At 41.1% G+C, this 13,852-nt stretch carries 17 protein-coding genes; 3 read left to right on the top strand and 14 right to left on the bottom strand.

Features of this window, described 5'->3' with window-relative positions; genetic code table 11:
* The first annotated feature begins 40 nt into the window (after positions 1–40).
* Positions 41–154 carry a cortex morphogenetic protein CmpA gene (gene cmpA, locus IC619_RS13515; protein WP_191140587.1) on the top strand — a complete coding sequence of 38 codons (114 nt, stop codon included), beginning with the start codon at positions 41–43 and terminating at the stop codon, positions 152–154.
* Positions 155–177: 23 nt separating this feature from the next.
* Here the strand turns inward: cmpA and IC619_RS13510 are convergent, their stop codons facing one another.
* From IC619_RS13510 to IC619_RS13445, 14 genes are all read right to left on the bottom strand, one after another.
* Positions 178–2,325: a Tex family protein gene (locus IC619_RS13510; protein ID WP_191140588.1), complete on the bottom strand. Its 2,148-nt coding sequence runs from the start codon at positions 2,323–2,325 to the stop codon at positions 178–180.
* A 108-nt stretch (positions 2,326–2,433) separates the two neighbouring features.
* Positions 2,434–3,222, bottom strand: a complete 789-nt coding sequence (sigB, locus tag IC619_RS13505; protein WP_191140589.1) for an RNA polymerase sigma factor SigB — start codon at positions 3,220–3,222, stop codon at positions 2,434–2,436.
* A complete protein-coding gene (gene rsbW / locus IC619_RS13500) occupies positions 3,185–3,673 on the bottom strand; it encodes an anti-sigma B factor RsbW (RefSeq protein WP_191140590.1) in 489 nt (162 codons plus the stop codon). Before rsbW ends, sigB begins: the two co-directional genes overlap by 38 nt.
* Positions 3,670–4,002: an STAS domain-containing protein gene (locus IC619_RS13495; protein ID WP_191140591.1), complete on the bottom strand. Its 333-nt coding sequence runs from the start codon at positions 4,000–4,002 to the stop codon at positions 3,670–3,672. The genes rsbW and IC619_RS13495 overlap by 4 nt, the downstream gene beginning before the upstream one ends.
* A gap of 30 nt (positions 4,003–4,032) precedes the next feature.
* A complete protein-coding gene (locus IC619_RS13490) occupies positions 4,033–5,037 on the bottom strand; it encodes a PP2C family protein-serine/threonine phosphatase (protein WP_191140592.1) in 1,005 nt (334 codons plus the stop codon).
* 107 nt (positions 5,038–5,144) lie between these two features.
* Positions 5,145–5,495 carry a type II toxin-antitoxin system PemK/MazF family toxin gene (locus IC619_RS13485; protein ID WP_191140593.1) on the bottom strand — a complete coding sequence of 117 codons (351 nt, stop codon included), beginning with the start codon at positions 5,493–5,495 and terminating at the stop codon, positions 5,145–5,147.
* 5 nt (positions 5,496–5,500) lie between these two features.
* Entirely contained in the window at positions 5,501–5,752 is a 252-nt protein-coding gene (locus IC619_RS13480; protein WP_191140703.1) for a CopG family ribbon-helix-helix protein, read from the bottom strand.
* A gap of 228 nt (positions 5,753–5,980) precedes the next feature.
* Positions 5,981–7,171, bottom strand: coding sequence for an alanine racemase (gene alr / locus IC619_RS13475; RefSeq protein WP_191140594.1), 1,191 nt, complete (start codon positions 7,169–7,171; stop codon positions 5,981–5,983).
* Positions 7,149–7,583: a hypothetical protein gene (locus IC619_RS13470; protein WP_191140595.1), complete on the bottom strand. Its 435-nt coding sequence runs from the start codon at positions 7,581–7,583 to the stop codon at positions 7,149–7,151. The genes alr and IC619_RS13470 overlap by 23 nt, the downstream gene beginning before the upstream one ends.
* A 79-nt stretch (positions 7,584–7,662) precedes the next feature.
* Positions 7,663–8,673: a LolA family protein gene (locus IC619_RS13465; RefSeq protein ID WP_191140596.1), complete on the bottom strand. Its 1,011-nt coding sequence runs from the start codon at positions 8,671–8,673 to the stop codon at positions 7,663–7,665.
* A gap of 16 nt (positions 8,674–8,689) precedes the next feature.
* Entirely contained in the window at positions 8,690–10,240 is a 1,551-nt protein-coding gene (locus IC619_RS13460; protein ID WP_191140597.1) for an NAD(P)H-hydrate dehydratase, read from the bottom strand.
* Positions 10,241–10,363: 123 nt separating this feature from the next.
* On the bottom strand, positions 10,364–10,738 hold the full coding sequence (gene acpS / locus IC619_RS13455; protein WP_191140598.1) for a holo-ACP synthase: 375 nt from the start codon (positions 10,736–10,738) through the stop codon (positions 10,364–10,366).
* Positions 10,739–11,842, bottom strand: a complete 1,104-nt coding sequence (locus IC619_RS13450; RefSeq protein ID WP_191140599.1) for an ABC transporter permease — start codon at positions 11,840–11,842, stop codon at positions 10,739–10,741.
* Positions 11,839–12,753: an ABC transporter ATP-binding protein gene (locus IC619_RS13445; RefSeq protein WP_191140600.1), complete on the bottom strand. Its 915-nt coding sequence runs from the start codon at positions 12,751–12,753 to the stop codon at positions 11,839–11,841. The genes IC619_RS13450 and IC619_RS13445 overlap by 4 nt, the downstream gene beginning before the upstream one ends.
* A gap of 237 nt (positions 12,754–12,990) precedes the next feature.
* Between IC619_RS13445 and IC619_RS13440 the strand changes: the two genes are divergently transcribed.
* Positions 12,991–13,278, top strand: a complete 288-nt coding sequence (locus tag IC619_RS13440) for an antibiotic biosynthesis monooxygenase family protein (protein WP_191140601.1) — start codon at positions 12,991–12,993, stop codon at positions 13,276–13,278.
* 14 nt (positions 13,279–13,292) lie between these two features.
* Complete coding sequence (locus IC619_RS13435; protein WP_191140602.1) at positions 13,293–13,751, top strand: DUF2269 family protein; 459 nt, start codon at positions 13,293–13,295, stop codon at positions 13,749–13,751.
* Positions 13,752–13,852: the final 101 nt, after the last annotated feature.

Raw genomic sequence — 13,852 nt, 5'->3', positions numbered from 1 at the left:
ATAAGCATATGATAATCGAAATTCAATAGGAGGAAATCATATGCCCATCTGGATGCTTAAACAACTTCAAAGAGCTTTTCAATACAAAGATAGGAAACAAATTCGCTTTCTAAATGCCTGCTGGTTTAATTATCAAGATAAACATCTCTCATGACAAGTGTATTGATCTACGATCCCTCACTCGCGTTCTGTTGACAACATGCTGAGTCCCACGCGTTCTCGATCTGTATCAACACTTAAGACCCATACATCCACAATATCGCCAACAGATACAATATTCATAGGGTGTTTAACAAATCGTTCACTCATTTTGGAAATATGTACAAGACCATCATTTTTCAAACCAATATCAATAAATGCACCAAAATCCACTACGTTTCGCACAGTTCCTTGTAGTTGCATACCTTCTTTTAGATCTTCCAGCTGTAAGACATCTGAACGTAGCAGTGGGGCCGGCAAGGATTCACGTGGATCGCGACCTGGACGCAACAGCGCTTCCACGATATCTTTTAAAGTAGGTTCTCCACACCCGATTTCTTGAGCGGTATGCTTTATGTCAAGCTGATTCAGCTTATGCTTACCTGCATCAGAAGTAATTTCAGTCGGAGTAAGCCCTATGCTGTCCAATAGCTGTTCAACGATTGCATAAGATTCTGGATGAATCGGTGTCTTGTCTAGCTCATTTTCTCCGTTAAAAACACGTAGGAAACCAATACTCTGTTCATATGTTTTAGCACCTAGTCTCGGTACTTCTTTTAATTGACCTCGTGATTGAAAATGTCCCAATTCATCTCGTTTCTTTACAATGTTTTTAGCAACAGAACTACTTATTCCGGACACGTACTGTAGCAGTGCAGTTGAAGCTGTGTTTACATTTACACCCACAAAGTTTACAGCAGATTCAACCACTTGCGTCAAACTCTCACCTAATTGTTTTTGAGCGACATCATGTTGATATTGTCCTACACCGACCGACTTCGGATCAATCTTCACTAATTCAGCAAGCGGATCTTGCAAACGTCTGGCAATCGAAATCGCACTGCGACGCGCAGCATCTAAATCAGGAAATTCTTCTTTTGCAAGTTTAGAAGCAGAATATACACTAGCGCCCGCTTCATTTACAATGAGATAGTATAATTGACGTTTACTTTCTTTCATCACTTCAGCAACAAATGATTCGGTTTCACGTGATGCTGTACCATTTCCAATTGCAACGATTTCAATCGGATAACGATCAATTAAGGTTAAAATCGCTTCTTTCGCTTCTTTAACTCGGCTCTGTGGAGGAGTAGGGTAGATCACACCCACTTCCAACATTTTGCCTGTGTCATCTACCACTGCGAATTTACATCCCGTACGATAAGCTGGATCGAGACCCAGAACCATCTTCCCTTGCACTGGCGGTTGCAATAGAAGCTGCCGTAAATTTTCTGAGAAAATATGTATCGCTTGCTTTTCTGCTTCTTCTGTGAGTCTTGCTAATACTTCTCTTTCGATTGAAGGTGAAATTAACCGTTTATAACTATCTTGAATGATGAGCTGCGTGTATCGATGGGGTTCAGTAGGGAACCAGTTACTCAGCCGCTTCAAAATCATCTCTTCCTCTACTTCAACCTTCACCTTAAGTATGTCCTCTTTGGAACCCCGATTTACGGCCAGTACGCGATGCGATGGCATTTTTTTTACCGGCTCACTATAGTCGTAGTACATCTCATAAACCGAACGCGCTTCAGGATCTTTTGTTTTTGAAACCAAACATCCATTCTCCCACGTATAGAACCGTACCCACTTACGGATGTCTGCATCTTCAGCTAATTCTTCTGCTAAAATGTCCATTGCGCCTTTAATCGCATCTTCAACCGACTCAATCCCTTTTTCAGGTTGCAGGAATGCAGCTGCTTCTTCATCTATTACATGTGGATCTTCAGTCGTGCGTATCTTTTCAGCAAGCATCATGAGCCCTTGCTCTTTCGCAATAGAAGCACGGGTTTTCCGTTTCGGTCGATAGGGTAGATAGAGATCTTCTACATCTTGTAACTTGATAGCTCCTTCAATCTTCCCTCGTAGCTCATCAGTCAACTGACCCAGTTCTTCAATTTTACGTAGCACTTCATCCTTGCGTTGATTCAATTGCCTCATATAATGATAGCGATCCTCTATCGTTCTAAGTTGTTCCTCATCTAACTCACCCGTTCTTTCTTTTCGGTATCGTGCAATAAAAGGGATCGTATTCCCTTCCTCTATGAGTGAAATACTCGCATCTACCTGTTTAAAAGAAATGGAGAGTTCATCAGCAATATGTTTTTTTATCGATTTTTGATCCATCATAGTGCTCACCTACTTTCTTGTCCTCAATTAGTAAGTCTACTCTTCTACTTGAAAAAATAAAAGGGTAAAAAAAATAACAGCACCTCTGTACACAGAAGTGGACTGCTATTTTATCACCTCAGAAGCTTCCATACGGATCGCCTGACGTAGCTTTTCAAGCGCTCTTCGCTGTAGTCGTGAGACATGCATTTGCGATATCTGTAATTGTTCGCCAGCCTGTTTCTGGCTTAGATTTTCAAAAAATGTTAGCTGAATAATTTCGCGTTCACGCTCAGATAAGACATCAATTACTTTTTCGATCAACATTTTCTGATCGATTTGTTCATATCCATCATCTTCATTTCCCACTAAATCGAGTAAGGTAACTTGGCTGCCATCATTCATCGCCTCGATTGGGCTGTCGACTGAAGCCGCATTATAGCTCCTACCCATCTCCATCGTTTCGAGTACTTCCTCAACAGAGACTTCTAAGTAAGAAGCAATTTCATCTACTTGAGGTGATCGCTGTAATTTTGTCGTCAGTTCCTCTACTGCACGCTTTATCCGCGGTCCCAATTCTTTTATTCTTCTGGGGACATGGACGCTCCATGTTTTATCTCGGATGTGCCGTTTAATTTCACCGACAATAGTCGGAATCGCATATCCTTCAAAGCTTTTTCCCACAGTCAGATCAAACCGCTTAATCGAACCGAGCAAGCCGAGCATGCCAACTTGGGTTAGATCCTCATGGGATTCTGAGCCACGAGCAAACTTATATGCAAGGGTTTCGACCAAACCTTTGAAGTGCTTAACCAATATTTCCTGAGCTTCCTGATCTCCTTGCTCTTGATATTGCCTGATCAGCGCTTCTATCTCTTTATCGGTTCGTTTGGTGGCTTGAGGGTGAGATGCCATAGGACTCCACCACGTCCTTTCGAATAAACTTTGTCATGGTTACAACGACGCCCTGATCTAACTGAATATCCACATCATCCATTAAAGTCTTCATCAAATATAGACCCAATCCACGCTCACGTACTGCGTTTAGTGAGGATTGATGGGTAATGGGACCTGTACGCTCATCGATCTCACTAATATCAAAACTGTTCCCACGATCCATTACATCTACTTGGATTCGATCTGAGAAAATTTTGCATGCTACCTCAATCTCACCATCTCCACCACAATAAGCATGATCTACTGCATTCGTACACGCTTCTGCAACAGCAAGTTTCATATCTTCAATCTCATCATAAGAAAATCCCATACGATTTGCCACGCCTGAAACGGCTAGCCTAGCAATCCCCACGTATTCAGGCTTTGCTGGGATATTTAATCGGATAAAATCAATCTGCTTTTCACTCATGCTTGCCCACCCTCCTGATTTTCTTCAATCTGGATCACACTGTCTAGCCCTGTCACTTGGAATAATCGTTTGATACGCTCATTCATGCCAATAATGATCAGTTTTCCTTCTGTTGCAATCTGGGCCTTATAAGCACCAATTAATACACCTAATCCTGTACTGTCAATATAGTTTACACCTGAGAGATCAATACGAACCAAATCCTCTGTTTCACAGTGTTGCATTAAGGATTCTCTTAATTTTGGCGCTGTATATACGTCTACTTCCCCTTCTACATAAATGGTAACCCCTTGATCTTCTATTTGTTTGGTTTGTACTGTCATATTCATGCGTTATCCCTCCGATCATAGTTCTACGCGCTATGCATTCCGTTTTACAATCAAAATCGTTTGGTCATCGGAAAGCTCATAATGCGTTCGTTCACATAATTTATGATGAATCCTCTCCACCGCTTTTTGAGCAGGAAGATGAATACAGTCTTGGATGGTTTTGAGTAGCTCATCTCTAGTCAGAAAGCCATCTTCCACCTTACATTCCGTTACACCATCAGTCATCAAAATAATGGCATCTTCCACCTGTAGTTGAATTTTATACTCCTCATAGTCTGTTTTTGGATTAACGCCTAACACCAGACCTTTTGCTTCCAATTCAACAAACTCTTGCCTATCTGCACGATAGAGGAGACCCGGTTCGTGCCCTGCTGATGCATAGCAAAATTCATGTTTCAAAGAATCATATACCCCATATACCATCGTAATAAACATACTTGGATCTACATTTCGTTCTACAATCGTATTTAAGCCGCGTAGCTTTTCCCCCGGAGAAAGAGGTTTCATATCTAATCGATCCATGGCATACTTAATCATCGACATACATAATGCGGCTGGTATTCCTTTGCCTATGATATCGGAAACCGCTATCCCCAAATAACCTTCGCTGTGATTAACAAAATTATAATAATCACCGCTCATCCGATTTGCTGGAACACTAATGACACCGATCTCTACCTCATTTAATTGAGGTGGACTTACAGGTAGCAATGTTTGCTGCATTCCTACTGCCACATCAATTTCGTGATCTAGTTGTTTATGTCGATCGATCAGTTTTTCGCTCTCCTGGTAAGCGATACCATAACTAATCATGACTTCCAGCAATAAATCAAAAGAAGATTTTACCTGCTGCGGAATATCTGGAAAAATCGTTTTGATCGTGTTGATATGATAATTGACAAGTTCCTCTGGTGGAATTTTTTGGTCAATAAACCACCTGCTCAATCGTTGTGCACTATATAAATGATCTTCTTTCGGTTCTAATACATAAGACTCCAATAAGTTCTTATATAATTTTTGCAATTGCGCATTCATATAAAATCCCTCATTACGTACGACAAATCATTTGCCGTCACATTTAAATTGTGGAATATGATGAAACAGAAATTAAGAGGACGGGTCTTTCTTTTCCGTCCTCTTAATTAAAAGTCAATCATACCCAAGCTAATTTGAAGCGCTTCATTTACTTTATTCATCATGTCATCGTCTAAATGCGTGATTTTATCAGTTAGTCTTTGTTTATCTATTGTTCGTATTTGTTCCAGTAAAATGACAGAGTCACGATCAAATCCATATGCCTTGGCATTGATTTCGACATGTGTAGGAAGTTTAGCTTTCTGAATTTGTGCTGTAATCGCGGCGACGATGACGGTGGGGCTAAAGCGATTACCAATATCGTTTTGAATAACTAATACAGGTCGCACCCCACCTTGCTCGGATCCGACCACTGGGGAGAGATCAGCAAAATATACATCGCCACGTTTCACAATCAAAGCGATTACACCCCACTAACTAAGCGATCTAAAGCATCCTCAGCTTCTTCTTCCGCCGCAAATGATTCGGAAGCAATGTTTAAATTAATCCTAGCCATTTCCATATAACCTCGTTGCATCATTTCACGGATCATACGTTTTTTGCGCTCTTGTAGATACATTTTCATGGCTTGTCGAATAAATTCGCTACGATTAGAATTATCTCTCGCCACCATTCCATCTACTTCCTGTAGTAAATTTATTGGTAAGCTAATCATAATTCTTTTGGTCCCAGACAAATGACGCACCCCCAACCAATCCTCACCGTTAACTTTTCCCAAATCAATAGTATCATTATGTGAAACGCAATGCAAAAATATACTGTAATGATAAGTTCATACAAAATCTAATGTAATCATATCCCTTTTACAAAGACCGCCGGATTGACTAGCATACTAAAATGTATTCTGGATCTCGCTTAAAATTCCTTCATCATGCATTTAAAATTACTTAGAGCGTAAGCGATTGCGCACTCCAACTTCATTCCCCTGCTTTAAATATACACGTGGAATACGATGATTGAGCATACACGGAATTTCATAATTGATTGTACCAAGTAGTTGCGCAACTTCCTCAACCGTAATCGTCTGATCCCCTTGCTGACCATATAAGACCACTTCATCCCCAGTATACACAGGCATCGCCTCAGTTACATCAACCATCAATTGATCCATGCAAATGGTACCAATAACTGGACAGCGTATTCCTCCAACGAGCACAAAACTGATATTGGAAAGACTTCTAGGATATCCATCTGCGTAACCTACTGGAACAGTCGCAATCCACTCTTTACCAGTCGCCAAATAGGTTATGCCATAGCTGACACCGTGACCGGCTGGTAATTGCTTCAGATGTGAAACACTGGACTTAAAGGTTAAAGCAGGTTGTAAAGAGACATCAGCAGTTGAAACTTCAGTAGATGGATAATATCCATACATACTCACACCTAAGCGCACCATATTGTAGACATGGTGTGGCCATTCGATCGTACCTGCACTATTGGCTATATGAATGTAAGGAATGGACAAACCCATCTGCTCTACCCGTAGCATAATATCAGCAAATAAGTCCCATTGTTTATGCATATAAGACTTATCCGCTTCATCAGCCGTAGCATAATGAGTATACAACCCTTCAATTTCAACATATTTTAGTGCATCTGCGTATTGTAAGAAAGAATCAATTTCTGCTGGATCCACCCCAATACGCCCCATCCCTGTATCAACTTTAACATGGATGGGGATCTTCCTATCCTTTTTCTCTCCATATCCTGCTACTCTTAGAAGCGTCTCTTTCGTATACGCTGTTAAAGTTAACTCATTTTGAAGTGCTAAGGGAATAGCGTGAGGTGAAGTATGCCCTAGCACAAGAATAGGCGCTTCAATACCCGCTTCTCTTAATTCGATCCCTTCATCAACAAAAGCTACTCCGATATACGTAGCCCCTGCTTCAAGTGCTGCTTTAGCCACATGAATCGCACCATGCCCATATCCATCGGCTTTCACAACTGCCATCATGTGCGTTCCAGGTGGTAGAACATTGAAAAACTGCTTGATATTATGATGAATGGCATCCAAATTAACTTCTACTATTGTTTCTCTAGCATAATAGCGTTCATTTTTTAGATCTACGCTCATGCTTCATCACTTCCAAACGTTCATTTAAGTCGCGTAGAAAAGAATCACTTGCCAGTATCGGCGTACGCTTCTTTGCAATAAGAAAATAATAAGGCAAATCAGGCTCCTTTTCAACTTCTGTCAAAGGAATTTCCTTTTTATTTTTTCCAAGCTTCATCTCCAACCGTTGTTCATATAAGCCATATTCGGGTCTCATAACGAATAAATACAGTGCTGGAGATAATAAATAAGTGATGACAGCCCACCCAATCAAGGATATCACCATCTCCGTACTTCTATATTCCGTAAATGCAAAAACAATACCAAACCCCACTAAAAACAAGATCGTTTCTAACCATCTCATCGAGCGATTTTTGCGCACTAACAGCGTCTGGTATTGAACCTTCTCATGATTCACGCATGCATCCTGCATCATTTTTTCATCCTTCATCTTTGTGTTCAAACCATCGCATTATTATACCATAAAAAAAGACAGCACAGAGATGCTGTCACTATTTCATAGGCTCTTTCGAAATTGAATTTGCAATTTTTTGCAAGTCGGCGATTGTCAAATCTCCTAATAATTCATATTCTGTTCCTTCAAATGTCCAACCTAGCTTTTTGTTCTTTTCCGCTTCAATCAAAACACCCATGGTGTGATCTAATTGAATTGGATTTCCGAGCATGGGAAGACTGGCTTCAATCGCTTGTGGATGCTTCTGTGTTAGTGTAAAAGGATGTTCCCCTTTATATCGCATAATGACGACCTGACCATTGGGGCTTTCAACTGTTTGCTCACTTTCTAATTGTGCCCCTTTAGGGATATAGCGAGGTGTTACAGCTTCGACTGGTTTTGTCACTTTAGCCATCACATCTTGATCTTCATTGGGTACAACACCTAAGTTTCGCTTTTGATCAAAAGCATCGGCATCAAACTTGGCATTCTCTTCAAACCGATCAAAAGCCATTTTTACAATTACTTCGTTATTATTGTTCAATACATCTACTTTTTGCGGATACAGCTTTGAATCAAGCCATATTTTTTGTTTTGAGAGATTATGATTTGTAGAATATTGCGCTGCCACTTCAAATTGATAGCCTTTGTCACTCGCTTCAAAAATGCGTTTCTGGTCTTCTACGATACTAGATAATAAGGTCTGGTATAAGTAAACTTGCCCTTGTGCTTCAGGCCAATCACTTTGAAAGCGGAAACTCTTTTTTAAGTGTGGTGTTAATACATAGACACCCTCATCATTTCTCAACAAGATTTGCATAATATCTTTACTTTTATTTTTTAATGCCACACGATAGAAATGCGGCTTTTTATACCACACCTCTATATCATAATCGAGTGGTTCTTGCCCTGTAAGAATCGTCATTTGACCATGACTCATATAGGAGTCCATGTTCTTAGCACGTTCTGATAAATCTTCAACGACACTTTTTTCATCCTTCATACCACAGCCTACAATACTCGTCAAAATAATCATGGCCATGATACAAATCCATACTTTACGCTTCATTTTACTCTCTCCCTCGTCAATTTCCCGGGGAATTTGTCGGTTCGAGCAGTTGACGAATGGAAGCGATGTGGTCGAGTAAATCACGGTAAAGCGCACTATGGGCGTCGACTTCTTCTCCTAGTCGCCCATGTATATATACAGCAATCTGAATTGCAGATTCGACAGGTATTTCCTGCGCTAGCAAGGAACCAATTATACCAGATAAAATATCTCCAGAACCTGCCTTAGCAAGTGCTGGGCTTCCAGTTGTATTCACCACACGTTTTCCATCTGGAAAAGCAATAATCGTATACCGTCCCTTTAAAATGACTACTGAGCGCGTTTGATATGCGAGTTGGAGCGCGACCGCTGCTCTCTTTCGTTCTACTTCCTCCGTTGTGATGCGCAGCAAACGGGCCATTTCCCCTGGATGTGGTGTTAAAATCGTAGGGCAATCATTTGCTCGAAATTGCATGAGATGAGGGTGTTCTGCCAAGATATTAAGTGCATCTGCATCCAACACAAGTGGCCTTTTCACAGTTTGTAAAATTTCTTTGATAAATCGAACTTCACCTGGAAAGCGACCTAATCCCGGACCACACACCACTGCATCATATCGTTGAAACGCTGTTTTTAATTCTTCTGCAATCTCTGGTAAAAAGTGATCTTTTCCAGGCCAACTCCATATCATTTCTTGCGTCACTTTAGCTGCTAGAGCTTCATGCTGCGACTCAGGGACGGTAAGGGTTACCAGCCCACTTCCCATTCGATAAGCAGCCTCTCCAGCCATTGCTACAGCCCCTAGCGTCCCCTTAGCTCCTCCGATGATGAGTACATGTCCATATGTACCCTTGTGCGCCCATTGCTTACGACCACCTAGATACATATTCCAATCATTTGGATCATTCAGTCTCGCATTGGGTGTTAATGCTTTCGTATGTCCTGCTGGTGTTATGCCAATGTCTACCACTTTAAGTTTGCCACAGTACTTCGAGCCAGGGAGCAGATAATGACCCCATTTTGGACAGTTAAATGTAATCGTTTCATCGACTCTTAGTGCCACAGGGAAAACATGACCTTTATCAGCTTCAACCCCTGTAGGCATATCCACAGCAAAAATATAAGACTCGGCATGCTGATTAATCCATTGCACGATGGATGTAAACGGCTCCCGCAACATTCCGGAATAACCGATTCCCAGCATGGCATCTACGATCACATCACACATCATCAAATGTGCTTGTAAGCTTGCTTCACTCTCTTTTTCAGCATGATGAATATTAAGCAATTGTTCACAAGCATGATAGTACAGTTTAGCATCTGATGTAAGCTTAACCGCCGATCCAATTAACCATAAATCCACTTCCCATCCTCGGAACGCTAACCATCTGGCAACAACAAATCCATCGCCACCGTTATTACCCGTACCCGCTAATACCACTACTCGTTTCGGATTCGGAAACCGCTTTACAATCTGATCTACCACTGCTCGACCTGCACTTTCCATTAAAACATGCCCCGGAATACCTAGTTGATTAATCGTATATGATTCGAGATCTCTCATTTCTTGAGCGGTTACTAGATACACCTTTGTCCCTCCTAACCGCGTTATATATGTATGTCCACATTGAATCGGTTATGACCAAGTGTGTTTATTTGCATTATTTTCCCATGTTAATGTCGTGTTTTTAGGATCATCAACACCGCTGCGTTATGACTTATCCTCTAAAATTGCAAATGCAGTAGCCTGATTGGTTGCGTGTGAAATGGATATATGGATATAAAAAGCGTCACCACAAGTTGGGGGCTTCCATTCTGGTTTACAATGTACAATCGGTGCCCCTTTTTCATTTGCTACAATTTCCACATCAGAAAATGTAAAATGTCGCCCAATACCGGTACCAAGTGCTTTGGCAATTGCTTCTTTAGCAGCAAAACGACCCCCTACATACTCCAATCTACGTCGCTCTCCGCTCGGCATGCTATCCCGCTCTCGCTCTGTTAAAATGCGGTGTGCAAGTCGGTCGATCCCGATTTGCGCAAGCCGATCGAGATCTACGATATCTGTCCCGATTCCTCGAATCATTTATTTCACATCCCAACGAAAAGTAAGAGAAGCAATTGTAAATGAAACAACTGTCCAAGCCAATAAAATACTAGTAGGTAATACGAAATCGGCTATGCCAATTCCTTCATTCATGACACCTCGTATCGCTTCTGTTAAGTGACCGATGGGAATAACTTGTACCACATAATTGAGAAAACCTGGCAGATCGCGTATTGGGAAAAAAATCCCTCCCACAAAAATCATCGGAAAAGAGATGAGCCCGGCAATTGGTGCTGCTGTTTCAGGTGTTCTGGCTAGACTAGCCACAATAAAGCCCATGGACATGAAAGTTAATGTTCCAAGTAAAATGAAAAATAATAGCGTAAACCAAGAACCATACACTTGTACATCAAACACAAAATAAGCTACTAACAACACAAATACAGCTTGTACACTATTGATTAAAATGCGGGCTGTCATTTGCGCCGCTATAAAAGTAGAGCTTTTAAGCGGTGTTCCTTGCATCCGTCTTAAGATTCCTCTTTCTCGCCATGAGGCAATGGTTGCAGCTACACCATTTAGGTTGTTTGTCATAATCATCAGTGATAAAATGCCCGGCACTAGAAAGTCCATATAAGTAAGTGGATTCGCTTGAATATTTACCACTTTAGAAGTGACGATGGGGGAATAATCTAGAGCTCGTTTATTTAGCACATCTAATTGTTGGTTAACCATGGCTAGCCCCAATTGTGCAACCGTTGGATTGCTCTCATCCAGATAAACCGCGACAGACGCATTCGTTTGCTCCGAACTTCCATCGAGATAGGTGCCAAAACCTTTTTCAATCACGATCATGGCGTCCAGATCTCCATCTTTTAATCGCGCCATCCCTTCTGTCTGAGCTAGATCAGTTAATGAAAATCCAGAATAAGCGCTCATAAGCGTGCGAAATTCTTGAGAGGAGTTCGTCTGATCCTTATCCACAATACCCATTTTTAATGAAATTTGCTTATTTTCATCACCAATTAATACCCCGAAAGCCAATATCATAAATATGGGGAGCAATAGCGACCAGATCAGCATATTTTTATTGCGTGCAAATAAGCGTAATTGTGCCTTTGTTAGTTGGATGTATGATTTCATACCTCACTTAACCTCTCTCCTGTATGCGCTAAGAAGACGTCCTCTAATGTAGCAGTACGTGTTCCTAGACCATTTAGCGGCAGATGCTTTTCTTTAGCCCATAGGATCAAATCACTTAGCGTCTCAGATAATTCATTCGTATGTAAAGTTACCGTATCATCTTGATCCAGCTTAACATCGGTTACACCCGAAATCCTCTGTAATTCTGGTAGGTATGTCTTGTCTGATAGCAAGAAGGTAATGCGATTCTGACTGCTTAAGTTACGTATCCATTCAGCCGGCTTTCGAACATCGATCATCTCTCCTTTATTCATGATAGCGACTCGGTCACATAATATTTCAGCTTCTTCCATATAATGTGTAGACAAGATAATGGTTCGACCTTCATCTCTCAGTTGAAACACGACATCCCACAAATCACGGCGTGCCTTCGGGTCGAGACCTGTTGTGGGTTCATCTAAAAAAATCACCTTAGGGTCATGCACAACCGCGAGAGCAATCGCCAGTCGTTGGCGTTGTCCACCTGACAAGTGCTTTACACGATCATTCTCTTTTTCTTGTAAGTGAAAAGCTTGCAAAAGCTCACTCGTTTTCCGTGCTTGGGGATAAAAGCTTGCATATAACTCGATGCTCTCTTTTACCGTCAGATGATCAAACAGGGCCGTCGATTGTAATTGTACCCCAATCATGGCTTTCACACTTTGCGGCTGACGGACACCATCTACCCCGAAAAGATCAATACTTCCTTCATCTGGTTTCCGTAATCCTTCTATCATTTCCATCGTCGTCGTCTTTCCCGCACCATTTGGCCCTAGCATACCGAAAATCTCTTGTTCCTGTACATCAAAGGATATCCCGTTAACGACAGTGTGCGGACCATAGCGCTTGGTTAACTGCCTGATTCGAATCATGCACGAGCCTCCTTACCCCATTACATTTACTCTCCATTATATCCCTTTCTCCGCTCTAATTTCGAGTCTTACGCTTTATTTTTCAACTTTAAATATAAATCACCAGGAATTGGATAAGCACATTGCTATCCACCTCATAAGATTAAAATTTGGTGACGCTTTTCTTCATTCAGATTACATCAAAAAGATGTTATAGTATGCTAGAAGTGGGTATAATCGGGTAGAGGAGGGATACATATGTATCAGGTAAACAATCGCATTGATATTCAATCTGATGAACAACTTGCAATGCTTAAAGAACGCTTTCAAAACGCGAATGAATCAATGAAAAAAGTAGATGGTTTTATTTCTTTCCGTTTACTCATTGCAGAAGACCACAGCCATATCATCGCAGAAACAATTTTTGAAAAAAAAGATAATTTCATTGCATGGACCGAGAGTGAGCACTTCAAACGTGCCCACGGAGGTAGAAGTGGCGACGCAAAACGCGCCAACATTGCGAGCTATGAAATCGCTATTTCTTAAAGGAGATAACCCAAATGGAATTTATGAATATTGCACTATTTATACATGTTGTTTGTGTCGCTACCTGGTTTGGCGGTGCTACCATGATGACGATGTTTTTACGAGATGCCACCCGTTCCAATGATGTAACGACGATGGCGAACACTTTAGCAAAAGTTCAACGTTGGAATTTAACGATGTTTCTCCCCACTTCCGTATTGGTATTGATTACGGGTATGTATATGTGGATGGCATATGTAGGTGCAGAATCAAAGCCCTTATGGCTACTCGTAAAAGAGCGTTTTGGGAGCCTATTCATCATCGCTTTTATTCTCATCATCGCTTTCTATGGTAAAAAACTACTAAATCAAGTGAAGGAAAGTGGTGTACAAACGGCAACTGCACAAGCTCTGCTCAAACGATACATCATGCTTTTAAACTTCTCACTCCTATGCATGATTATCCTAATCTTCTTTGTAACCATTAAATTATAACGTTAATTCAACCAGAGCAAGGTTCGTTCTGGTTGAATTTTTTTCTTTTACTACTCCCTTATTTTCCTTATTTTTCGTATAATAGTCTTAATACAACTAAA

Origin of the sequence: Polycladospora coralii, from assembly GCF_014773435.2 — a bacterium.
GTDB lineage: Bacteria > Bacillota > Bacilli > Thermoactinomycetales > Thermoactinomycetaceae > Polycladospora > Polycladospora coralii.
Note: the sequence above shows the minus strand (reverse complement) of the source record. Positions and strands in the feature narration are given on the sequence as shown.

Coding starts and splice junctions, on each gene's coding strand:
- sigB (WP_191140589.1), bottom strand. CDS start 3,222: ATGGCATCTCACCCTCAAGCCACCAAACGAACCGATAAAGAGATAGAA.
- rsbW (WP_191140590.1), bottom strand. CDS start 3,673: ATGAGTGAAAAGCAGATTGATTTTATCCGATTAAATATCCCAGCAAAG.
- alr (WP_191140594.1), bottom strand. CDS start 7,171: ATGAGCGTAGATCTAAAAAATGAACGCTATTATGCTAGAGAAACAATA.
- IC619_RS13495 (WP_191140591.1), bottom strand. CDS start 4,002: ATGAATATGACAGTACAAACCAAACAAATAGAAGATCAAGGGGTTACC.
- IC619_RS13480 (WP_191140703.1), bottom strand. CDS start 5,752: ATGATTAGCTTACCAATAAATTTACTACAGGAAGTAGATGGAATGGTG.
- IC619_RS13465 (WP_191140596.1), bottom strand. CDS start 8,673: ATGAAGCGTAAAGTATGGATTTGTATCATGGCCATGATTATTTTGACG.
- IC619_RS13470 (WP_191140595.1), bottom strand. CDS start 7,583: ATGCAGGATGCATGCGTGAATCATGAGAAGGTTCAATACCAGACGCTG.
- IC619_RS13490 (WP_191140592.1), bottom strand. CDS start 5,037: ATGAATGCGCAATTGCAAAAATTATATAAGAACTTATTGGAGTCTTAT.
- acpS (WP_191140598.1), bottom strand. CDS start 10,738: ATGATTCGAGGAATCGGGACAGATATCGTAGATCTCGATCGGCTTGCG.
- IC619_RS13440 (WP_191140601.1), top strand. CDS start 12,991: ATGTATCAGGTAAACAATCGCATTGATATTCAATCTGATGAACAACTT.
- IC619_RS13510 (WP_191140588.1), bottom strand. CDS start 2,325: ATGGATCAAAAATCGATAAAAAAACATATTGCTGATGAACTCTCCATT.
- IC619_RS13435 (WP_191140602.1), top strand. CDS start 13,293: ATGGAATTTATGAATATTGCACTATTTATACATGTTGTTTGTGTCGCT.
- IC619_RS13445 (WP_191140600.1), bottom strand. CDS start 12,753: ATGATTCGAATCAGGCAGTTAACCAAGCGCTATGGTCCGCACACTGTC.
- IC619_RS13450 (WP_191140599.1), bottom strand. CDS start 11,842: ATGAAATCATACATCCAACTAACAAAGGCACAATTACGCTTATTTGCA.
- cmpA (WP_191140587.1), top strand. CDS start 41: ATGCCCATCTGGATGCTTAAACAACTTCAAAGAGCTTTTCAATACAAA.